Here is a 21678-nt window from a genome sequence, read left to right on the forward strand (position 1 = left end):
GATTCCCTGACCTATGCCTAAGATTTAGGAGAGCATGAAGTTATCCCCCTCTCCTATGCTGTTTCGTCGCACCAAAATTGTCGCCACCATTGGCCCTGCCAGTCGATCGCGGGAAGTGATTCAGCAGATGCTAGCCGCCGGCATGAATGTGGCACGGTTAAATTTCTCCCATGGTGACTATAAAGATCATGCCGAAACCATTGCCCTGCTGCAACAAGTGGCCAATGAAGCAGCAACGCCCCTGACACTCCTGCAAGATTTGCAAGGCCCGAAGATTCGCGTTGGCCAGCTTCCTGAAGGGAGCATTGAATTAGTGGAAGGGGAGCAAGTCCACCTCGTGCCGCTCACTGAGGAAGAGACACAAGGCATTGGCATTGATTATCCCTATCTTGCCGAAGAGGCACAGCCGGGGATGCAGGTGCTCTTGGATGATGGCCTCTTGGAATTGGTGGTCGAGGCCATTGCGGGAGATCGGGTCACCTGCCGGGTGGTGCAGGGGGGCACGCTCAAAAGTCGTAAGGGGGTAAACTTGCCGGATCTCAATCTGCGGCTGCCTTCCCTCACAGACAAAGACAAGCAGGATATTCAATTTGGCATTGAGCAGGGGGTCGATATTATCTCCCTGAGTTTTGTGCGCCGAGCTGAGGATCTCTGGGAGTTGCGGGAGTACTTGGCGACCCACGGTGCCAGTGATATGCCTGTGCTGGCAAAAATTGAGAAACCCCAAGCAGTGGAAAATCTCTCAGCGATTTTGGGGGTGGCCGATGCAATCATGGTTGCGCGGGGCGATCTCGGTGTGGAGATGCGGGTAGAGAAGGTGCCGCTGCTGCAAAAGCAAATTATTCGCGAGTGCAACTACCGCAGTATTCCTGTGATTACGGCAACCCAAATGCTAGAGAGTATGATCCACAATCCCCGACCGACGCGGGCAGAGGCCAGTGATGTCGCCAACGCCATTCTTGATGGTACAGATGCGGTGATGTTGTCGGGCGAATCTGCTGTGGGGGCTTTTCCTGTGCAGGCGGTGAAGATGTTGGCGCGGATTGCAGCGGATGTGGAGCCGCACCTTGAGTTTGACAATATGCCCGCCTACCGCAATGATGAGACCCATGCCCTAGGTGAAGCCTTAACCACCATTACTCAAATCCTCGATCTGCGGGCGATCGCCTGCTTTACGGAAACGGGCTATACCGCAACCATTGCCTCTGGGGAACGGGTGAAACCCATGATTGTCGCCTTTACCGATCGCCCCCGCGTTTATCACTGGATGAATTTGCTCTGGGGTGTGAAGCCGATTCTTTTGGAAACGCTGCCTATGACGTTTGAAGGGATGATTGCCGTGGCTGAAAACCAACTCAAGGAGCGCCAGATGGTCACTGAGGGCGATAAAATTTTGATTCTGGGCGGCATTCCTGCCCAAACTCCCCAAGGAACGAATTTTATTAAAATTCATACGATTAGCGCCTAAAGGGGAACAGAATCCCAGTGGGAGGCGGTCTGGAGAGAAACAAGGTTCATGAGTTTTTTGCTGAGCTGTGGTGAATACCGCTGTGAAACATCCGTTAACGCCTTTTTATACCCTCAGTCTTGCCGCGCTTCTTGTTGGGGGATCTGTGGTGGTTGCTGAGCGACCCGCCGTGAGCCAAGAAGCCCAACGTACCCTGACGGTTACAGGTCGAGGCACAGAAGCCATTTCAGCAACCCTTGCCCAAGTCAGCCTAGGGGTCGAGGTGCAAGGTCGCACGGCTCAAGAGGTACAGCAAGAGGTGGCGCGGCGAGCCAATGCCGTTTTGGCGGTTCTGCGGGCACGGGAAGTCAGTCAACTGCAAACCACGGGGCTGAGCCTCAGTCCCAATTATCAATACACCAACAATCAGCGGATACTGGTGGGCTATATCGGGCGCAATACGGTGAGTTTTCGCATTGCTAGCGATCGCGTGGGGCCCCTTCTTGATGCTGCTGTCCAAGCTGGCGCAACGACAATTGACAATATTAGCTTTACGGCACCAGAGGCGACGATTGCCGCTGCCCAACGCACTGCCCTGCAGCGAGCGACCCAAGATGCGCAAAGTCAAGCCCAAGCGGTACTCAGTGCCCTCAATCTCCAACCGCGCCAAGTGGTGAGCATTCAAATTAATCAGGCGGCACCCCCGCCAAGACCCCTTGCCGTTCGCGCAGCAAACATGGCCGATAGCACCCCTGTGGTGTCCGGGGAATTACAGGTAGAGGCGAGTGTAACGCTGCAAATGAGCTACTAGGTCTCGGTAATGTCTGTTCATTTCCGTTGGTTTTTGGGGAGCGGTGCGGCCTTGGTTGTCATTTCCCCAGTGCTAGCTCAGGCGCCGGCAACAATTGAAAAACCGCAAAAAGTGCTCCCTTTACCGGGTGCCCTTGATCAGGTGCCTGTGTTGAATAGCAATAGCCCAGAGGTGGTGCAGCGATCAGGGATTCTCCTGTCCACATTTCCGCCAGAGGGCAAAGCAACTCCTAGTGCCCACTTGAACTTTGCTTTTCGCGATCGCTTTGATATTTTTGCCCACCATATTGCGAAGCCCCGCGACCCGCAGGATCTCACGACCCTCTACCTAGGGATTCTCGCCTACAACCCCAGTTCTGAACCGGTAACGGTGAATTTGATCCATGCCGCCAGTTACTTGAGTCAGCCGGATGCGCCCTTTCGTCCTCTGCCCAATCAGCAGGCCAATGATCTCGGCCAAGTTTTTGCTGGTCCGGGCGATCGCGTCATGCTGGATATTTTGCGACAACGGCGGCAATCGGGATGGCCCGCACAAATCATGATTCCCCCACGCAGTTATGCCCTGATCGCCAATTTACCGATTCCGGTCAAGGGACTCGACCCCCCCCTCAATGGCCGTTCGCTGCTGATTCGTGCCCGCAGTAGTGGCAACCTCTACCTCGCCAGTTTAGCCCGCTTTGGCAATGAACCGCCGACCCTAGAGCAATGGCAGCAGACACTGACGGCAGGGGAATTGGTCACCCCCCGCGATCGCGCCCCCACCCCCCCCGATCAAGGGGGCAGCATTATCTATGGCCGAGTGGCGGGTGTCGCCCTTGGCTCCCGCTGGCACAATCCCCAACAACAACCGATTCCGATTCCCGCCGCGGGTACCGCCTTCTCCTATCCCATTAGTTCGTTAGTGGCAGGGCGCTTGGGCACAGGACAAGTGCAAACGGCTCCCCTCGTGGTGCGCTATCCCGATACGGCCTATGCTGCCCATGGCAACTATGGCATTGAATATGATCTGGTGCTACCGCTACAAAACACCAGCGATCGCCCCCAGACCGTGCGCCTTGCCCTCCAAACCCCCATCAAATTCGACGCCCCCGCCAGGGGCTTACGGTTCTTTGCTGAACCACCCACCCGCATCTTTTTCCGAGGCAGTATCCGATTGCGCTTCCGCGATGATCAAGGCACCCCCCAAAGTCGAATCATTCACCTTGTCCAACGTCAGGGCCAGCAGGGGGACGATCTCGTGCGGCTCACGCTACAACCCCAAGAAATCCGCTGGGTACAGTTCACCCTGCTCTATCCGCCGGATGCGACCCCCCCCCAAGTGTTGACAATTGAAACCTTGGCAGATCCTCTGTCGCGCCCCTAAGTAAAATAAGAAAATCCCCTCACCCTTGCTGATCGGGTTAGATCAGCCGCATTTTTTATGAAGGGCTACCATGCTAAATCCAGACCTTTCTACGATTGAACTCACGAAAGACGACTATGAACGCTATTCCCGCCATCTGATTTTGCCAGAGGTGGGTGTTGAGGGTCAAAAACGCCTCAAAGCTGCCAGCGTGCTTTGCATTGGCACGGGTGGATTGGGATCACCTCTGCTGCTCTATCTCGCCGCTGCCGGTATTGGCCGCCTTGGCATTGTAGATTTTGATGTGGTGGATAGCTCCAATTTGCAACGGCAGGTGATCCACGGCACCTCTTGGGTGGGCAAGCCGAAAATTCAATCGGCCAAGCACCGCATCCTTGAGATCAATCCCTACTGCCAAGTGGATCTCTACGAAACTCGCTTGAGCGCCGCCAATGCCCTTGAGATTATGGCGGACTACGACATTGTGGTGGATGGCACCGATAACTTCCCCACCCGCTACTTGGTGAACGATGCCTGTGTGCTCCTGAATAAGCCCAATGTCTACGGCTCGATCTTTCGCTTTGAGGGCCAAGCCACGGTCTTTAACTATGAGGGCGGCCCTAACTATCGTGATCTCTATCCGGAACCGCCGCCACCGGGCCTAGTGCCCTCCTGTGCGGAAGGGGGCGTTCTTGGGATTCTACCGGGTATGATTGGCGTCATCCAAGCCACGGAGACGATTAAAATTATTCTTGGCAAAGGCACAACCCTGAGTGGCCGCCTCTTGCTCTTCAACGCCCTCGACATGAAATTCCGTGAACTCAAGCTGCGCCCCAACCCCGAACGGCCAGTCATTGACAAGCTCATTGACTACGAAGAATTCTGTGGTATTCGCCAAGCGAAAGCACAGGAGGCCGCCCAAATGGCAGAAATTCCCGAAATGACCGTCCAAGAACTCAAAGCCCTCATGGACAGCGGTGCCCAAGATTACGTCCTTGTGGATGTGCGCAACCCCAACGAGTACGAAATTGCTCGGATTCCTAGCGCTGTGCTCATTCCCCTCTCGGAAATTGAAAATGGCCCCGGTGTGGAGAAAATCCGCAATCTGGTGAATAGCCATCGCCTCTTGGTGCACTGCAAGATGGGGGGGCGCTCTGCCAAAGCCTTGGGCATACTGAAACAGGCTGGCATTGAGGGAATCAATATCAAAGGGGGCATTGACGCTTGGAGTCGCGAAGTGGATCCCAGCGTGCCCACCTACTAGGCGGCACTTGAGGGCGGGACTGCGTAAGGGGATGTTGCGATACATGAACTTTCTTGAAGAGATGAACGCCCTCTCTCGCGCGATCGCCCGCCCTTGCCTAGAATAACCACTTAGGTTCGTGCCTGTGCGCGGACATGACGGAATGCTAGGGAAATAAAAATCATGGCAGAAGAACTGGTTAAGCCATACAATGGCGATCCCTTTGTGGGGCACTTGTCAACGCCCATTTCTGACTCTGGCCTAGTGAAGACTTTTATTGGTAACCTCCCCGCCTATCGTCAAGGCCTCTCCCCCATTCTGCGGGGTCTTGAAATTGGCATGGCCCATGGCTACTTCCTCATTGGTCCTTGGGTCAAGCTCGGTCCCCTGCGGGACTCCGATGTGGCCAACTTGGGCGGTTTGATTTCTGGTATCGCCCTGATTTTGATTGCCACGGCCTGCTTAGCGGCCTATGGTCTAGTCAGTTTTCAAAAGGGTGGCAGCAGCAGCGATCCCCTGAAAACCGGTGAGGGTTGGAGTCAGTTTACGGCTGGCTTCTTTGTGGGGGCTATGGGTGGTGCCTTTGTGGCCTTCTTCCTCCTCGAAAACTTTGCTGTTGTCGATGGCATCATGACCGGCCTCTTTAACTAGGGCTTTGGTCACACTTTACTTTTGATCACCCAGAAGGAGAACCGCTGATTATGATGGGATCTTACGCTGCATCCTTTTTGCCTTGGATTTTTATTCCCGTGGTGTGCTGGCTGATGCCCACGGTGGTGATGGGGTTGCTGTTCCTCTATATCGAAGGAGACGCCTAAACCGAGGGGTAGCTTATCCAGCTAAATACACAGAGTGAATTGCGAACTGGTTGGGAAATGTCCTAGCCAGTTTTTTATTGTTAACTAGTTTTTGCTTGACGAGGTATCCTCAAGCCGCCGCGCCACTCAGCCGTTTTTTCAGGGAATTCACCCGCCGTTGGGCGATCGCGTTGTTGGGGTCGTATTTCAAGGTATGTTGATAGGCTTCAAGGGCAGGTTGGGCTAGGTTCTTTTTCTCATAGGCGTGACCGAGGTTGTTGGCAGCCGTGATGTACTCAGGCTGGTTTTTTAGAGCCTCTTTGTACTGGCGAATGGCCAAGTCATACTGCTCCTGCATGAAGTAGGCATAGCCAAGGGCATTGTAGATGGGAGCAAGGTAGGTTTCGCCTTCGTTTTCAGCCGCCTTCAGAGCCTTTTGAAACAGGGGAATGGCTTGACTGGCCAGTTTCTTTGTCAGGTAGATGCTGCCTAGCTCAAAGTATTCCTGAGTCGTGCCCGGTTCCTGCTTGAGTTTTCGTTGGAGGCGTGCCAAAGTAGATTCAATGCGGCGGGTTTTGAGGATTTGTTTGACCACAAACCAAGCTGAGACGCCGAGTAGAATAATCAACACACTTAAATAAACCGCAGGTAAGGCATTCTCCATGGTAAGTCGTATCCCCAGTAACAACCGATCGCTTTGCAACTTAGGTGCTATGCATTTATTCCTTAGGTCTATGATAAACAGAGGCGACCCCTTTAACCCTAGAAATCTCGCAATTTAAGCCACCGACTATGAATCCACCTGTGGTTCCCGGCAATCGTTCTATTCCAGATAATGAAAAATTTCGTTTCCCTGCGGGCAGTGCGCAACTCTCGGAACCGTTTCGCCAATACATTTGGGTCAATTTAGCCTCAATGGTTATGGATACCCGCAAAAAGTATGGCATTGACACCGTGGAAATCATTGGCCATACCGACGGCCAACCCAATCAAGGCGGGGTCAGTAATCTCGATACCTTGCTAGAGCAGGCGGTAGCTACCAATACATTGAACCGCTTGACCCCCGGATCGAATGCTGATCTCGGCCTGATGCGGGCACTGGCGATCGCCAACGAACTGCGCAAGGTGCAAGCAAAACAACCCCAACTGGCTGGCCTGAAATTTCGCGCTTACTCTGCGGGGTAGCTCTACTTGCTCAATGGTCAGCTCGCACCAGCAAACCGCAATCCAGATGTTTCCCGGCGTCGTATCGAAGTGCGCTTTACCCGTACGGGTAGAACAGAAACCGCCCGCTAAACCAATTGCCAACCTAAGGATCATTGGTCACGGCAGCTTCTTCCTCTTTGGGGGGCGCTGCCGCCCCACTTGGACTGGGGGCGGGGCTAGGGGCAGGTGGCTGAGTTTCTCCTAGGGAAGTGGCATGGAGTGCCAAGAATTGCTGCTCAAGCTCTTCACTGGAAGCCAGTAGGCGACTGAGGATTTTAATAAGGCGTCGCAAATCAGACTGGAAGGATTCATCGCCCGTGAGTTTGAGCAAGTCATTCGTGAGTTTTTGGGCATTGATAAATGTTGCGCGTGCCGCATCTAGGGTTTGGGCGATCGACAGCATAATGATGGGACTGCTCAGTGTCCCAGAGACTTTATTGAGATTGGCTGCTGCTTCGGCACCATTTTTAATGAGAGCATCCAAATTGGCCAGCAATTCCCCCTGCTCCAGTTGATTTGTCAGGGGCCGCAGTGCTTTGAGCGTGGTTCTCAGATCGCGGGCAGCACCATCAATGTTGCGCAAGGCGGAGTTAATCGTGTTGCGGTTGACCTCAACCAGTTCGCTGATCTGGTTGGCCGCACGGGTCACTGCTTGCGAGGCGGTGCCAAAATTCCGTAGTTCAGCACGGGCTTCATTACTGAGGGCGTTGAAACTATCGAGAGCAGTGGTCACCCTCGTCAGGGATTGATCGGCACGGTTGACGGTGCGGGTTGCGCCCAAAATAAGGGTATTGGCATTGTTGATAATCCCCGATTCCTCAAGGGCAGTGGTAAAACGAGTGGCCGCTCGCACCAAATCCTCTAAGCTGGCAGTGCGTACCCCAGTCACGCGATCGCCGTTGCAGTAAATCAAGTCTGGTTGGCACTTGGGGGCAAAGGCAGTGACGCCCTCGGGAATCTCCGGTACCCGCTCCTTGGGGGTAAAGTCCAAGAAGGCCTGACCAATAAAACCCGACTGGCGAATCTCCGGTACAGCACTACGGGGAATTAACACATTGTTGACGCGCACACTCACTTGGACACCATTGGCATCAAACCCAATGGCCGTGACTCGTCCCACTTGGACACCGCGATAGCGCACCTGTGTCCCCACCGCTAAGCCGGGTGCTGTATCCAATTCCACCTCAAGGGTGTAGCTATTGGTACCGGCAAGGTTGCCCCGCAACCAGAGTAGGCCGACCCCTAATGTGGCTAAGCCCGCAAGGATCACCAGACCCACCAAACTTTCCTGCACACGTCGTGACTGCATCATAGGGATAGATCACCGCAAAAAATTTTTGGAATCTATAGCAACTATAGTTTACTCTGGACGCCTTGAATTGCCGCTTTTTGCCAGTGCTCTCCCCAAATTAGGGTGTGCATTTGCCAATTGGGATCGGGTTGGGGGTAGTCTTGACGGTAGTGGCCGCCGCGGCTTTCCTCGCGAAAGAGGGCACTTTTGAGAATTAAGTAGGCAATGTCCAAGAGATTGCGTAGCTCGCCCCATTCCCAAAGAGTTGTCTGGGCGGCTGTATTGCTGAGGGTATAGCAGTGATTGGGGTTGAGTTCACGAAGGGCGATCGCAATCGGATGAGCCAGCAATTCTTGGCGCCATTCCTTCACTTGGGAAAGAGCGGCCATCAGCGTGGGAGCATCGCGACAAATGCCAGCACTTTGCCACAGGAGTTCCCGCAGATCTTGGCGCCACTGCCGAAAACTCACTGGCTCAATTTCAAGGGCTTGCTGGCTAACAGGGGACACCGCCAAGGGAAGGGGCTGAGGGTGCAGATGTGCCAGTTGAGCTGAAAAGACAAAGCATTCCAAAAGGGAGTTACTAGCAAGGCGATTGGCACCGTGGACACCAGTACTGGCAACTTCACCAACGGCATAGAGGCCGGGAAGGCTGGTCTTAGCCTGCAAATCGGTGACGACTCCCCCCATCCAGTAATGGGCTGCTGGGGACACGGGAATGGGTTGCTGTTCAACGTCAATGCCCCACTGCCGACAGACAGCAATGATTTTCGGAAAACGGTAGTGCAGGCGATCGCGGGGAATCGGTCGTAAGTCCAGCCAGACATGGGGGGCATGGCTCTGCTGAAGGTGACGGTAAATGGCACGACTGACAATGTCTCGTGGTGCCAGCTCGCCAGCAGGATGGTAGTCCGCCACAAAGCGATGCCCTGTGTGGTCTATGAGATGTGCCCCTTCACCGCGCACTGCTTCACTGATCAGAAATCGCGGTGCTCCCTCAACGGCAAGAGCGGTGGGATGAAATTGGAAAAACTCGACATCCCGAATGTGTGCTCCTGCCCGCCATGCCATTGCCACACCATCGCCAGTGCTTAAGGGGGGATTCGTGGTTTGGGCAAAAACTTGACCGCCGCCCCCCGTGGCGAGAACAACTGCACCCGAGCGCAGCCACTGAAGTTGTCCCTGACACAACAGACACACCCCACAGCATCGCCCCGACTCTAGCCACAGATCAAAGACAAAGCTATTGGGCAGAAGCGTGATATGGGGTGCAGCAGTGACCTGTTCGAGCAGTGTTGTAATCAGGGCTTGACCTGTGGTGTCAGCGGCATGAAGTACCCGAGGACGAGAATGAGCCGCTTCGAGGGTCAGAGCCGGGCGATCGCCCACGCGATCAAAAGCTACCCCCATCGCCAAGAGCCGCTCCACCTGTACCGGTGCCTGCTCAACCAAAAACTGGACACTCACTGGATCACAGAGGCCAGCCCCCGCAGCAAGGGTATCTTGGGCATGGAGTAGGGGAGAATCCGTCGGGTCAATGGCCGCAGCCATACCGCCTTGTGCCCAGCCACTGGCAGATTGTCGAAGGTCAGTTTTGGTAATCAGGCCAATGCGATAGCTAGGGGGAAGGGCAAGGGCAGCACTGAGACCCGCAGCACCACTGCCAATGATTAAGACATCAAATCCAGAAGTTGCGGGAGTCAACGCTAACCCAAAATTGATCTAATGAGGGTAGTTATTTGTATAGCCCATTATTATAGCGATCGCCACCCTCAACGAGAGCCGTTTCCACCTCGGTCACCGTAAAGTGATCCAAGTTTTCCCGCAGAATTTCCTTTTGCCGCTCCGTCAAACCGGGAATGTTCAGGACATCTTCAACGGATTGGTAGGGGGCATTTTTAACGATTAATTTAGCTAGGGTTGGGTACAGACCGCGGTATTGAATAAAGGCGGCAATGTTGGTATTGTTGAGGTCAATTTTTTCACCATAGGCAGTGCCGAGTTTCTCATCTACCACATTGACCAGTTCTTCCTCGGTGGATGCAGTTGCCGCCAAGGTTGGGGCACTCCAGTTGATCCAGCCCAACAGGCTAACGCCCACGAAGTAAGCCAGTGCTAGCCAGCGGCCCAAACGTTGCATAATTCCTTTACCTCCCAAATCTCACAGATCATTACAAAAAACAGCGGTTCATTAAGAGTCAAAGCAAAGAACTGACCACATCGCACAGCGAGCGCAGGCGGCGGTAGCCGATCGCCAGCAGGGTGACAGAGGAAACTGAGGCATTACGCCCACAATAGACTGATGTCTAGACTGCCCCCTACAGGTGATTCAATAATATCAGAGGGAGGCCGTCCCTTAATCCCTTTTTTCAGGTGTTTAGTGCAGGGTGTCCCTCCCTTTGATGGCTTGGGCAAGGAACCGATGGAGGTCATCAAAGCTGCCCACGTAGGCGGGTACAGGGGCATCATAGCCCTTGAGGTTCAGCACTTGGGGTCGAAAGGGGACAACGGTTGGACAAGACTGTACAAGGTAGTGGTAGGTGGTTGCCCCCATAGCCAGATCAGCGGCAATGGTTTTGGTGGCACTCTCAAGGCGAAAGGCAGCGTTAACGGTATCTCCCAGAGCAGTATAGTCGGGGCGATCGCCACTCCCCGTATTCCCCACCATTGCATAGCCTGTATTCAAACCAGAACCAATGCGCAGTGGCCACGGCAAGGGATAGTGCTGGTGCAGTTCTCCCGTCATCAGCCGTAAATCCTCTAAGGCAGAGAGGGTGTGGCAAATTTCTTGATAGCCAATCTCCTCGCTTTCGTGGATCCAAACCGCCATGACCGCATCGCCAATGTACTTGTCGACCCAACTGCCGTATTGACGAATAATCTCACCCGCCCGATGAAACCACGTGCCAATTAGCTCCGACAGTAGCTCCTCTTCGAGTTGCCGCGTCAGCTTGGTAAAGTCACGAATATCCACAACCAAGACCGTCAACAGGCGGCGGACATGGAGCAGTGCTGTGGAGGAGCCTTCGGATTGAGGCAAAGACAGAGTGGCATTTTCGGCAAATAGGGGGGCAAAGGGTTCGTTAAAAAAGTCCAGTTCCGTTTGGCCAAAGGTAATGCGATCGCCATTGTGCAGGGCAACGGGAATACTGACGCGGCGACCATTGACGAACGTGCCATTGCGACTGCCGAGATCAATGAGATAAAACTCCCCCTGTCCCATGCGCTGAATCATGGCATGGTTCCGTGACATCCAGCGATCGCTGAGCACAATGGAATTGTCTTCACTGCGGCCAATGGTCCAGCAGTTCCCCCCTGTCAAGGGAAAATAACAAACCGTGTCCTCACTCACCAGTGCCAGATGGGGTTCTGAGGGGGGTGGGGTCTCAGGGTGAACGACCTCAGGGGCGCCGGGAATCTGCGAGAGGGTATGGCGGAGTTGATTAATAATTTGCTGCTGGCGCAAAATAATCGCCACTAACTGTTGGGCAGGTAAGGTCTCGAGGATCTTTTGGTCGGGCAAGTTAAACGTCAGGTCAGCATCCATGGGGGGCAAAATAGGAGAAACACTTTTCATAGTTGCGAAATCACCGTGGGTCAGCTCTCCCCCCAGCGCCACCGATGTGTAGATGTTTCAAAGTCAAATCCAGCAATAGATCCAGTCTAGCAAAGGAGCTTTGTCTGGCTCAATAGATGCAGTCTGTGCGGTAGCACCAATCAACCATAGAGCGATCGCCAGAGGAAGCATTAGTCAGCATTTGCCCTCGTAAAAATTATTAACCTTTCCCCTAGGGTTGGGTTGAAGCCCATCCGCTAAAATGATGGCAGCTTTGGGAGGGATTGCTCTCTCCGTGAATGCACTTTGACCTGTCTGCATTTGAGGACAACACTCCATGCGTCGATTGTTAGCCCTACTCCTTGTCTTGACCCTGTGGCTAGGTTTTACCCCTCTAGCCGCCGCTGATGTGGCAGGACTCGTCCCCTGCAAAGATTCTCCTGCCTTTCAAAAACGCGCTGCCGCTGCTGTGAATACCACCGCTGATCCCGCCTCCGGTCAAAAACGGTTTGAGCGCTATAGTCAAGCCCTGTGCGGCCAAGATGGTTTGCCCCACCTCGTTGTGGATGGTCGCCTCAGCCGTGCCGGTGATTTTCTCATTCCCAGTGTGCTCTTCCTGTACATTGCCGGCTGGATTGGCTGGGTGGGTCGCGCCTACTTGATTGCCGTGCGCGATAGCGGTGAAGCCAATGAAAAAGAAATCATTATTGATGTGCCCCTTGCCATCAAATGCATGCTCACGGGGTTTGCTTGGCCATTGGCTGCCCTCAAGGAGCTGGCAGCGGGTGAACTCACCGCCAAAGACAACGAAATCACCGTTTCCCCTCGCTAGCTTCACTGTTTGTTGACTGTCATAAGGACGACGTACCATGAAACACTTTTTGACCTATCTTTCCACCGCGCCCGTGCTGGCCGCCATTTGGATGACGATTACCGCTGGGATTTTGATTGAGTTTAATCGTTTCTATCCCGACTTGCTCTTCCATCCCCTTTAAGTGAACCCTTAACTTTGGAACAAACTCGGTACAAGGGTGGAACAGCGTTCTGCCCTTTTTTTGTCGCAATTGCTGCCGAGAGGCTATAGAATAGTTATTTGTCCTAAAATAGCAGCCGTAGCCACCAGCGCTGACGCTTGCTGTTAACCCATCCAGTTAATGAAAGAGGATCCCCATGGCAAAGCGGGTGCAAGTTGTCTTGAATGAAACCGTCAATAAACTCGGGCGAATGGGTCAAGTCGTCGAAGTCGCCCCCGGCTATGCCCGTAATTACCTATTTCCAAGAGGGATTGCCGAGCCAGCAACCCCCAGTGCCCTGCGGCGCGTAGAGCGGCTCCAAGAAAAAGAACGGCAGCGGCTTGCCGAACTCAAAGGCGTTGCTGAAAAACAAAAAGCCACCCTCGAAAAACTGGCCACCATTACCATCTCAATGCCCGTGGGCGAAAAAGATATGCTCTTTGGCAGCGTTACACCGCAAGATGTGGCCGATGCCATCCAAGCCATTACCGGCGAAACCATTGATCGCCGTGAAATGATTCTGCCTGAGATTCGCAAATTGGGCACCTACACGGCTGAAATCAAGCTCCACCCCGAAGTGAGTGTCAAACTCAATATCCAAGTCGTTGCCGATTAGGGCTAGCCTCCTTGATGGTTCAGGAGCCAAGTTTTCAGCCCGATAGCCAACTGATTCCCCCCCAGAACCTCGAAGCGGAAGAGTGGATCTTGGGGGGTATTCTCTTAGACCCGGAAGCCATCAACCGGGTGGTGGATATTTTGCCGGTTGAGGCCTTTTACCTCAGTGCCCACCGCGAGATCTATCGGGCAGCAGTTTCTCTCCACAGTCGCGGCAGCCCCACGGATCTGCTGTGCGTTACCGCTTGGCTACAGGATCAGGGGCTATTGGAGCGAGTTGGGGGGCACACCAAGCTGGCAGAACTGGTGGAGCGCACAGTGAGCGCGATCAATATCGATCGCTACGCCCTCTTGGTCAAGGAAAAATACCTGCGCCGTAAGCTTATTGAAGCCGGTACCCATGTGGTGAAGCTGGGTTACGATAGCAGCCTCTCATTGAATGTGATCTTGGATCAGGCCGAGCAGCAGATCTTTAGTGTGACGCAGGATCGGATTCAGCAGGGATTGACCCGCACCGATGAAATTCTTACCCGCACGTTTACGGAATTGGAGCAGCGGGCGATCGGTAATATTCAGCCGGGTCTATCCTGCAATTTCTATGATCTGGACAACATGACCCAAGGCTTCCAGCGATCGGACTTGATTATCATTGCCGGTCGTCCTTCAATGGGCAAGACGGCGATCGCCCTGCAAATTGCTCGTCGCATTGCCGAAATTCACAATCTGGGGGTGGCGATCTACAGCCTTGAGATGTCCAAGGAGCAACTGGTGCAACGTCTCCTTGCCAGCGAAGCCCGCATTGACAGCAACTATTTACGGGCGGGGCGCATTAGCCAACACCAGTGGGAACCCCTAAGTCGGGCGATCGGGATTCTCTCGCAACTGCCCATCTACATTGACGACACTCCCAATCCCACCCTTGGGGAGATTCGCTCCACTGCCCGTCGCCTCCATGCCGAGCATCCCAACGGTCTCGGCCTCATTTTGATTGACTATCTGCAACTGATGGGTGGCGAAGAAACCACAGAAGGTCGGGTGCAGGAACTCTCCAAAATTACCCGCTCCCTCAAGGGACTGGCGCGGGAACTCAATGTCCCTGTCATTGCCCTCTCCCAACTCAGCCGCAGTGTCGAATCACGGCAAAATAAACGCCCCCTGATGTCTGATTTGCGCGAATCCGGCTCCATTGAACAGGATGCCGACTTGGTGATCCTGTTGTACCGCGATGAATATTACAACCCTGATACCCCCGATCGCGGCATTTGTGAACTCCTGATTGCCAAGCACCGCAATGGCCCAGTGGGCACCGTCAAGCTCCTCTTTGACCCCCAATACACTCGCTTTGAAAACCTTGCCCGCGATTAGTCGAGTGGGGAGAGCATTCTGTTTCCTCACCTTGGAGGTTCGGTGTCAACGATAATTGCTCCTATCTATACTGGGGTCATGTCCTGATGAGGAAACCCATCAATGCGTACGACTTTTGCTCAACCAGCAACAAAATGTGTCTCGGCCACCTTCAAGGAAGAGGCCAAAGTCAAAGAGGCGATCGAACGACTCTTGAATCGCGGTGTGCCCAAGGAAAATATCTCAATCATTGGCCGCAATTTTCAGTCTGAAGCCCGCATTAGTGGATTTATTACCAAGAAAGATATTATTTTGGATGGCGTCACCACGGGGGCACTCTATGGCTCGATCTTTGGTTCGCTGCTGAGTCTGCTAACCGGAGTCGGCGTTCTCTTTATTCCTTTTATTGGCGTGGTGGCTGCTGCTGGCCCTTTGGCGGCTGCCCTTTTGGGGGCGACCAGTGGTGCCCTCTATGGTGCGTTGGGCGCCGGCCTAGGATCCGCACTGATTTCCTTGGGGATGCCGCAGGACAAAGCTGCCATTTATCAAACGCGGGTACAAGCGGGGGAATTCTTGCTGGTCGTCGAAGTACCGGAGGACAAAGCAGGGGAGATCTTTCTCCTGTTACAATCCGCTGGCGGTCAAGAGGCGGCCATTACTGAGATGCAAATTCCGCGTCAACCGGAGGGTCAGTTGTCTGGGCCAGAGGACATTTCCCCAGAAGTGCGTGCCGATCTCTCGGAGACGGCTCAGTCTAAATTTGTCGAAGCCTACAATGAGGCGCTGAAGGAGTCCAACGATGAAAAAAATGCCCTCATTAAGGCGTGGGAGCACATCAAGCGCCTCTTCCAACGGGATGATAAAGGCATCTACGGCAGTTAGGCGTTAGCCCCTTCTCCCCCTTCATTGCGCTTGAGGGGGGACTAACAACTATTGAGTTTGCATGACTTTAATTCTCCTGTGGCCGCGATCCGCCAAATAGCCAATGGAGGTTGACCCCCACCCCCGGCGACCCCTGACCGACAAGACCTGCATTGGGAATACTGCTGCCGACTGCCGTTGATCCATAGAGATCAATGCCTAGTCCCCACTGGGGCACGACGTAACGCAAGCCGGCACTATAGACCCCCGTTTGACCAAAGACCGGAGTGGCTTCCGCAATAAATTGGAGGTTGCGGACTACCTCAACATTGAGGCCGACCCCGATACCACCCACTACTTTTTGATTAGGAGTAAAAATCCCTAACTTGGGATTCAGCAGTAGTGCCACATTCTTGGTTGGCTCATACATAAAGGCCAGTTCCAAGCCGCCTAGGGAACGGCTACCCCCTCCCCCCTGCTTAATGCCACGATTAAATGAGCCTTGAAAGGCCAAAGAAAAGGGATCCCCTTGCGTTTGATCCAGAAAGCGCAACTTCGCTGCTAGCCCCAACTGCAAGTTACCACTGTAGTTGAGGTTTTCGATGAGGGTTTCGCCGCGCTCCCACTGTTCAATGGCAATGGCAAATTGGGCATCGTAGGCAAGACCAAAGCCCACCTGAAAACCGGTTCCTGTGGTGCCGCTATTGCCCCGCAGGTGCAGCATCCCCAGATCAAGGGTGCTGGGGGAGGTAAGGGTGAGGCCATTGAGTAAAAGCTGGCGATCGCGATCCGTGAGGGGTTGCCGAGGCCCACTGCGAAAACTGGGCAAAAAGGGTGGCGCAAAATCAGGCCCCATATTGGGGGTATAGCTTAATCCCGCCATGACACCCACTTGATCCGCACCGGGCAAAAAAGCCAAGGTACGACTTGCAGGTGTAATGCCAAAGGCGTTGGTGGCTGCCAAATCAATACTCACTGCAGGGTTCACTAGAAAGCGCACACCGGCACTCCACACGGGCAGGTTGACGATCGCGCCATCGCTACTGCGCACGGCATTGCCCCCCGGACCGACGGGCATATTGACATCGGCAAAAAGATTAAAGCGAGGATGGGGCTGCCAACTGATGCCTGTGCCAAAGTTGAAGTTCGTGCCGTAAAATTCCCCTCCCTTGTTCACTGTGTCGGGAAAATAGGTGAGGTTGGGCGTAAAGTGCCACTGCAACTGGGGATTAAAGGAATAGGTCATTGGCGCTTGCAATGAGGCGGCAACCGTCCACGTTCCGGCTCGTGCGGCACCCGGCACAAAGAGGAAATTGTCCGATCGCACCCGTACTGCCTCTAGGGAGCCCGCCACAGCCACCGATAGATTCTCGCCGCGATGCACTTGATATTTGAGACCAGCAGCGATCGCCCCAAACTGCAGGTCGGGCTGTAGCCCCTTCACCAAGCGTCCCAAGGGATCGTCGTAGTAATTGCCACTAAAGCTCACTTGCAAGCGATGATTGATCGCATAGTCAATGGAGCCATAGAAAATTTGCAGACCGCCGCCGCCCCCAGCCACTTGGGGATCATAGTTGCGAATTCCCCCCCGTAGTTCAAGGGTTTGCTCCGGCAGGATATTGGCAGTCTCCAAGTTAAAGAGACGGGTGGGCGGACGCATTAAGGGAGGAATGCGATACTGGGGTTCCTCGGCAATGACGGGTGTCGGTGCCTGCTCAGCTACAGGGGGCAAAATGGGTTGCGCCAGTTCTTCTGGCGTCGCTGGTTGCCACAGGCGATCGCCCCTAGGTTCGGGAACGGCTTGCCATTGGGGCAGTGCTTCCACCGTTGGTGCCACTTCAAAGGTGGGGTGAGTTATTGGCCGAGCCTCAATTTGCCATTGGGGCGGGCTAGATTGCGCCGTTGCCGCGAGGGGCAGCCATACACCTGCACTAAAGCCAAGGGCCAGCGTCCATTTGCCATTCATGCCACATCACTCACACCACCATCTCTCCCAGTTAAACCGATTGCTCCCCTTTCTGGCAAATTTATTCCCACTCAATGGTTCCCGGTGGCTTGGAGGTAATGTCATAGACCACCCGATTCACCCCCGGCACCTCGTTGACAATGCGGTTGGAAATGCGCTCGAGGAGATCGTAGGGCACCCGTGCCCAATCAGCGGTCATTCCATCTTCACTGGTGACAAACCGCAGCACCACTGGATAGGCATAGGTTCGCTGATCGCCCATTACCCCCACAGTGCGAATCGGCAGCAGCACCGCAAAGGCTTGCCAAAAGTCGTGGTACATCTCGGCGCGGTTAATTTCCTGCCGCACAATCAGATCCGCATCCCGCAGAATCTCTAGGCGTTCCGGGGTCACTTCCCCCAGAATCCGAATCGCTAAACCGGGACCGGGAAAAGGATGCCGCCGCACAATTTCTTCGGGCAGACCCAGCGATCGCCCCACTTGGCGCACTTCATCCTTAAAGAGCTTGCGCAGGGGTTCCACCAGCTTAAAGCGCAGGTTCTCCGGCAGACCGCCCACATTGTGGTGGCTCTTGATTTTCACCGCTACGCGCTCGCCAGTTTGCGGGTCAATGTTGGTATTCGCCGATTCAATGACATCGGGATACAGCGTGCCCTGAGCAAGGTAGTCAAAAGGCCCTAGCCGCTGCGACTCTTCCTCAAAAACGCGGATAAATTCATGGCCAATGCGTTTGCGCTTTTCTTCGGGGTCTGTGACGCCCACCAGTTGGGCAAGGAAGCGATCGCGGGCATTGACGTACTCCACCTTGATGTGAAACTGCTCTTGAAAGAGCTTGAGGAGTCGCTCCGGTTCGCCTTTGCGCATGAACCCTTGGTCAATGAACATACAGGTGAGTTGATCGCCAATGGCGCGGTGGAGCAAAAAGGCCAGGGTCGAGGAATCCACCCCCCCCGATAGGGCAAGGAGTACCCGTTTGTCCCCCACTTTGGCGCGCACTTCCCGGATCGCTTCTTCGACAAAGGCAGCCGTTGTCCAAGTGGGTTCACAATCGCAAATGTGATAGACAAAGTTGCGGATCAGGGCAATACCGCCCACGGAGTGCACCACCTCTGGGTGGAACTGAACGCCATAGAGTTTCCGCTCTGGATGGGCGATCGCTGCCATTGGCGTATTGTGGGTATGCGCCAAGACGCGAAAACCGGAGGGCAACTCGGTGACGCTATCACCATGACTCATCCACATAATTGTTTCTTGCTCAACATTCGTGAGCAGATCCGTGGGGTCGTCAATAAAGAGCGCTGCCTTGCCATACTCGCCAGCGGTGGCTCGCTCCACAGTTCCCCCCAACTGTTGCACCATCAGTTGCATGCCATAGCACACGCCAAGGATGGGAATGCCGAGGTTCCAAATTTCTGGATCACATTGGGGAGCATTCTCGTCATAGACGGAGTTGGGGCCACCGGAGAGAATGATGCCCTTGGGGGCTAATTGGGCAAGTTGCTCAGCAGTGGTGCGGTAGGAAATGACCTCGGAATAGACTTGGGTCTCACGAATGCGGCGGGCAATGAGTTCGGAGTATTGCGACCCGAAATCAAGAATGACAATAAGTTGGCGTTGCAGGCCTTGACCGGCGGCTGTGGCGGGTTGGTGGAGGGTGGAGTGAGTCAACGTTGCAATCCTTCTGATCCCAAATGGCTAATACTTTCCAGAATACCGCCCTTTTCTGAAATATGGTGTAGGCAAATGGGGGTGTAATCCCGTCTGAGAGCGGTCTTGGCTTGCATCCTTTGCTGTATCGCTGCTGTGGCTGGCGGGGGAATCTGCCTAACAGTGGTACGATCGCTATCTAAGTAGCGAATGTAACGAATCACCTGCATGAGTGCCCCCCTTACTGTTGAGTCTGTGTTGGCCGTTCTGCGTCCTGTGGAAGATCCCGAGTTACGGCGATCGCTAGTGGAACTCAACATGATCCGCGATGTTGCCATTGAGGATGGCACGGTTCGCTTTACACTGGTGCTGACAACCCCGGCTTGCCCCCTACGGGAATTTATTGTCGAGGATTGCAAGAAGGCCGTCTTTACTCTGCCGGGGGTGATGGATGTGCAAGTGGCGGTTACCGCTGAAACGCCGCAGCAAAAGAGCCTGCCCGATCGCACCGATGTAGCAGGAGTCAAGAACATTATTGCCGTCTCCAGTGGTAAAGGGGGGGTCGGCAAAAGTACCGTTGCGGTGAATTTAGCCCTTGCCCTTGCCCAAGCGGGGGCTGCCGTTGGCATTATTGATGCGGATATCTATGGGCCGAATGTTCCCACGATGCTGGGGCTAGAGGATGCCATTGTCGAAGTGCGCAAGGAAGCCAGAGGCGATGTCCTGTTACCTCCGGTAGCTCATGGTTTGAAAGTGGTGTCGATGGCCTTCCTGATTGATCGTGATCAGCCGGTCATTTGGCGCGGTCCCATGCTCAATGGCATTATTCGCCAATTTCTCTACCAAAGTGATTGGGGCGTATTGGACTATCTGATTGTGGATTTGCCCCCCGGCACTGGGGATGCCCAACTCACACTGGCGCAAGCGGTACCAATGGCAGGTGTAGTGATTGTAACAACGCCCCAACCTGTTGCCCTTGGGGATGCGCGGCGGGGATTGCGGATGTTTCAGCAGTTGGGAGTCACGGTCCTTGGGCTGGTGGAAAATATGAGCTACTTTATTCCCCCTGATTTGCCCAATCGTCGCTATGACATTTTTGGCAGTGGGGGCGGTGAAGCCTTGGCGGCGGAAATGGGTGTACCCCTTTTAGGACAGGTGCCTTTGGAATTGCCCGTGCGGGAAGGGGGAGATTTGGGTCAACCGATTCTCATTGCGGATCCGCAGTCTGCTTCGGCGCAAGCCCTACGGGCGATCGCCCAACAGGTGGCGGCACGGGTCTCAGTGGCTGCCCTTAGTCCTGTGGGATGAGCAGTCAGCGGCTCAAGATCAAGAATCCCCTTTTTTGGTGGGCGGCTGGCCTCGCCTTAATTAGCGATCGCCTGACGAAAGCATGGATTGTGGCCACCTATGCCCTAACAGTGCCGCCGCAAACAACGCCCATTATCCCCGGTGTCTTTCACATTACCTACGTTACAAATACTGGGGCGGCCTTTAGCCTCTTTGCCAATGGCAGTGTCTGGTTGCGCTGGCTGTCTCTCATCGTGAGCTTGGGTCTGATCACTTGGGCGGTGCTCGGTCCGAGATTAGATCGCTGGCAGCAAGTGGGCTATGGCTGTTTACTGGGTGGCGCCTTAGGCAATGGCATTGATCGCTTTCTCACGGGCGAGGTGGTTGACTTCTTGGATTTTCGCTTGATTCAATTTCCCGTCTTTAATGTGGCGGACATTGCCATCAATATCGGCATTGCCTGTCTTTTGTGGTCGGCGTGGCGCCAGCGCTAGCTGATACTGTAGGAGACATCTCTTAAATCAGTTAAAAATTGAGCCAATTCTCCTTGGCGGGTACCACCGTAGAGCACATTCACTTGATAGACCCATTGATTCGTCCAGTCGAGGGCTGTTAACCAACCACTGCGGCGATGGTAGGCACCGGTTTCAATGTCTATCCAGCCAGCACCCCGCACGATTTGTCCTGCTTCGACATTGGGAAACGTAAAGGTAATCGTGTGACCCACCACAATTGTTTTATCCGCAAAGTAGGGCTTGGGGTGGCCTAAAAACTGTTCGCGGATCCAGCAGCATTGTTGACTGCCTTGCTGTTCTAGGGAAAGATAGGGATCAAGACCTGCATGGACAACAAACACATCCCCTAAATCTTCATAGAAGGGAACTGTGTGCAGCCAGTCGAGGTGCTGCCAAAGCAACTCTGTGGAGGTGTAGCTGGCAAGGGTCTCATCCCCACCACTATTCGACCAGACAAAGAGCTGCGCGGCATTGATTTGTTTGCCCTCGAAGGTGAGGAGCATCATGTCTTCGTGGTTGCCCCGCACAACACTATAGCCACACTGGCGCACGAATTCTACAACGGAGGCACTACTCGGCCCTCGATCCACAAGGTCGCCAAGAAAGTACAGGCGATCGCCCACGCGAGGTGAAACGAGATCTAGTAAACGGCACAGGCCTTCATAGTGACCGTGGACATCCCCAATCAGAACAAGGCGATTGTCCTTTCGACACGCTGCGCGATCGCCCACTGTGGTC

General features: G+C 54.3%; 23 protein-coding genes. 14 read left to right on the forward strand and 9 right to left on the reverse strand.

Annotated features, from left to right (window positions below; translation table 11 throughout):
• The first annotated feature begins 34 nt into the window (after positions 1–34).
• The 6 genes from pyk (at position 35) to M0644_RS09480 (ending at position 5660) form a co-directional block, all read left to right on the forward strand.
• Positions 35–1468 (forward strand): pyruvate kinase, encoded by a 1434-nt coding sequence (pyk, locus tag M0644_RS09455; protein WP_286625484.1) that lies wholly within the window; start codon positions 35–37, stop codon positions 1466–1468.
• Positions 1469–1538: 70 nt separating this feature from the next.
• Complete coding sequence (locus M0644_RS09460; RefSeq protein ID WP_399374380.1) at positions 1539–2258, forward strand: SIMPL domain-containing protein; 720 nt, start codon at positions 1539–1541, stop codon at positions 2256–2258.
• 9 nt (positions 2259–2267) lie between these two features.
• Positions 2268–3620 carry a DUF3370 domain-containing protein gene (locus tag M0644_RS09465; protein WP_286625486.1) on the forward strand — a complete coding sequence of 451 codons (1353 nt, stop codon included), beginning with the start codon at positions 2268–2270 and terminating at the stop codon, positions 3618–3620.
• Between the two features lie 70 nt (positions 3621–3690).
• The gene (moeB, locus tag M0644_RS09470) at positions 3691–4863 is read left to right on the forward strand and encodes a molybdopterin-synthase adenylyltransferase MoeB (RefSeq protein ID WP_286625487.1); all 1173 of its coding nucleotides are present in this window, start codon (positions 3691–3693) and stop codon (positions 4861–4863) included.
• Positions 4864–5025: 162 nt separating this feature from the next.
• A complete protein-coding gene (locus M0644_RS09475; protein WP_149820281.1) occupies positions 5026–5493 on the forward strand; it encodes a photosystem I reaction center protein subunit XI in 468 nt (155 codons plus the stop codon).
• A gap of 50 nt (positions 5494–5543) precedes the next feature.
• Positions 5544–5660 carry a photosystem I reaction center subunit VIII gene (locus tag M0644_RS09480; RefSeq protein WP_149820283.1) on the forward strand — a complete coding sequence of 39 codons (117 nt, stop codon included), beginning with the start codon at positions 5544–5546 and terminating at the stop codon, positions 5658–5660.
• A 109-nt stretch (positions 5661–5769) separates the two neighbouring features.
• Here M0644_RS09480 and M0644_RS09485 read toward each other — a convergent pair whose 3' ends face one another.
• A complete protein-coding gene (locus tag M0644_RS09485; protein WP_149820285.1) occupies positions 5770–6303 on the reverse strand; it encodes a tetratricopeptide repeat protein in 534 nt (177 codons plus the stop codon).
• Positions 6304–6431: 128 nt separating this feature from the next.
• Between M0644_RS09485 and M0644_RS09490 the strand changes: the two genes are divergently transcribed.
• Positions 6432–6824: a hypothetical protein gene (locus tag M0644_RS09490; RefSeq protein ID WP_286625489.1), complete on the forward strand. Its 393-nt coding sequence runs from the start codon at positions 6432–6434 to the stop codon at positions 6822–6824.
• Positions 6825–6948: 124 nt separating this feature from the next.
• Here M0644_RS09490 and M0644_RS09495 read toward each other — a convergent pair whose 3' ends face one another.
• The 4 genes from M0644_RS09495 to M0644_RS09510 all read right to left on the reverse strand — a co-directional run bounded on the left by M0644_RS09495 (position 6949) and on the right by M0644_RS09510 (position 11712).
• Entirely contained in the window at positions 6949–8157 is a 1209-nt protein-coding gene (locus tag M0644_RS09495; RefSeq protein WP_286625491.1) for an MlaD family protein, read from the reverse strand.
• Between the two features lie 41 nt (positions 8158–8198).
• On the reverse strand, positions 8199–9839 hold the full coding sequence (gene nadB / locus M0644_RS09500) for an L-aspartate oxidase (RefSeq protein ID WP_286625492.1): 1641 nt from the start codon (positions 9837–9839) through the stop codon (positions 8199–8201).
• 31 nt (positions 9840–9870) lie between these two features.
• Entirely contained in the window at positions 9871–10275 is a 405-nt protein-coding gene (gene psbU / locus M0644_RS09505) for a photosystem II complex extrinsic protein PsbU (RefSeq protein ID WP_206200911.1), read from the reverse strand.
• 237 nt (positions 10276–10512) lie between these two features.
• A complete protein-coding gene (locus tag M0644_RS09510; protein ID WP_286625493.1) occupies positions 10513–11712 on the reverse strand; it encodes an adenylate/guanylate cyclase domain-containing protein in 1200 nt (399 codons plus the stop codon).
• Positions 11713–12028: 316 nt separating this feature from the next.
• Here M0644_RS09510 and M0644_RS09515 point away from each other — a divergent pair, with 316 nt between their 5' ends.
• The 5 genes from M0644_RS09515 (at position 12029) to M0644_RS09535 (ending at position 15545) form a co-directional block, all read left to right on the forward strand.
• The gene (locus M0644_RS09515; protein WP_149820294.1) at positions 12029–12523 is read left to right on the forward strand and encodes a Photosystem I reaction center subunit III; all 495 of its coding nucleotides are present in this window, start codon (positions 12029–12031) and stop codon (positions 12521–12523) included.
• A gap of 37 nt (positions 12524–12560) precedes the next feature.
• The gene (psaJ, locus tag M0644_RS09520) at positions 12561–12686 is read left to right on the forward strand and encodes a photosystem I reaction center subunit IX (RefSeq protein ID WP_011058244.1); all 126 of its coding nucleotides are present in this window, start codon (positions 12561–12563) and stop codon (positions 12684–12686) included.
• Positions 12687–12861: 175 nt separating this feature from the next.
• Positions 12862–13320, forward strand: coding sequence for a 50S ribosomal protein L9 (gene rplI, locus M0644_RS09525; RefSeq protein ID WP_149820295.1), 459 nt, complete (start codon positions 12862–12864; stop codon positions 13318–13320).
• Positions 13321–13334: 14 nt separating this feature from the next.
• Positions 13335–14684: a replicative DNA helicase gene (gene dnaB / locus M0644_RS09530; RefSeq protein ID WP_149820297.1), complete on the forward strand. Its 1350-nt coding sequence runs from the start codon at positions 13335–13337 to the stop codon at positions 14682–14684.
• Positions 14685–14786: 102 nt separating this feature from the next.
• A complete protein-coding gene (locus M0644_RS09535) occupies positions 14787–15545 on the forward strand; it encodes a ChaB family protein (RefSeq protein ID WP_149820298.1) in 759 nt (252 codons plus the stop codon).
• A 67-nt stretch (positions 15546–15612) separates the two neighbouring features.
• On the opposite strand, the gene M0644_RS09540 is transcribed toward M0644_RS09535, so the two are convergent.
• From M0644_RS09540 to M0644_RS09550, 3 genes are all read right to left on the reverse strand, one after another.
• The gene (locus M0644_RS09540) at positions 15613–17490 is read right to left on the reverse strand and encodes a hypothetical protein (RefSeq protein WP_286625495.1); all 1878 of its coding nucleotides are present in this window, start codon (positions 17488–17490) and stop codon (positions 15613–15615) included.
• 61 nt (positions 17491–17551) lie between these two features.
• The gene (gene guaA / locus M0644_RS09545; protein WP_149820302.1) at positions 17552–19159 is read right to left on the reverse strand and encodes a glutamine-hydrolyzing GMP synthase; all 1608 of its coding nucleotides are present in this window, start codon (positions 19157–19159) and stop codon (positions 17552–17554) included.
• Entirely contained in the window at positions 19156–19368 is a 213-nt protein-coding gene (locus tag M0644_RS09550; protein WP_149820304.1) for a hypothetical protein, read from the reverse strand. The genes guaA and M0644_RS09550 overlap by 4 nt, the downstream gene beginning before the upstream one ends.
• Here M0644_RS09550 and M0644_RS09555 point away from each other — a divergent pair.
• Positions 19367–20446, forward strand: coding sequence for an Mrp/NBP35 family ATP-binding protein (locus M0644_RS09555; protein ID WP_286625496.1), 1080 nt, complete (start codon positions 19367–19369; stop codon positions 20444–20446). The genes M0644_RS09550 and M0644_RS09555 overlap by 2 nt on opposite strands.
• Positions 20443–20919 carry a signal peptidase II gene (gene lspA, locus M0644_RS09560; protein ID WP_286625498.1) on the forward strand — a complete coding sequence of 159 codons (477 nt, stop codon included), beginning with the start codon at positions 20443–20445 and terminating at the stop codon, positions 20917–20919. Before M0644_RS09555 ends, lspA begins: the two co-directional genes overlap by 4 nt.
• On the opposite strand, the gene M0644_RS09565 is transcribed toward lspA, so the two are convergent.
• Complete coding sequence (locus M0644_RS09565; protein ID WP_286625500.1) at positions 20916–21671, reverse strand: metallophosphoesterase; 756 nt, start codon at positions 21669–21671, stop codon at positions 20916–20918. The genes lspA and M0644_RS09565 overlap by 4 nt on opposite strands.
• Positions 21672–21678 lie beyond the last annotated feature (7 nt).

The organism is Thermosynechococcus sp. B1 (assembly GCF_030322985.1).
GTDB lineage: Bacteria > Cyanobacteriota > Cyanobacteriia > Thermosynechococcales > Thermosynechococcaceae > Thermosynechococcus.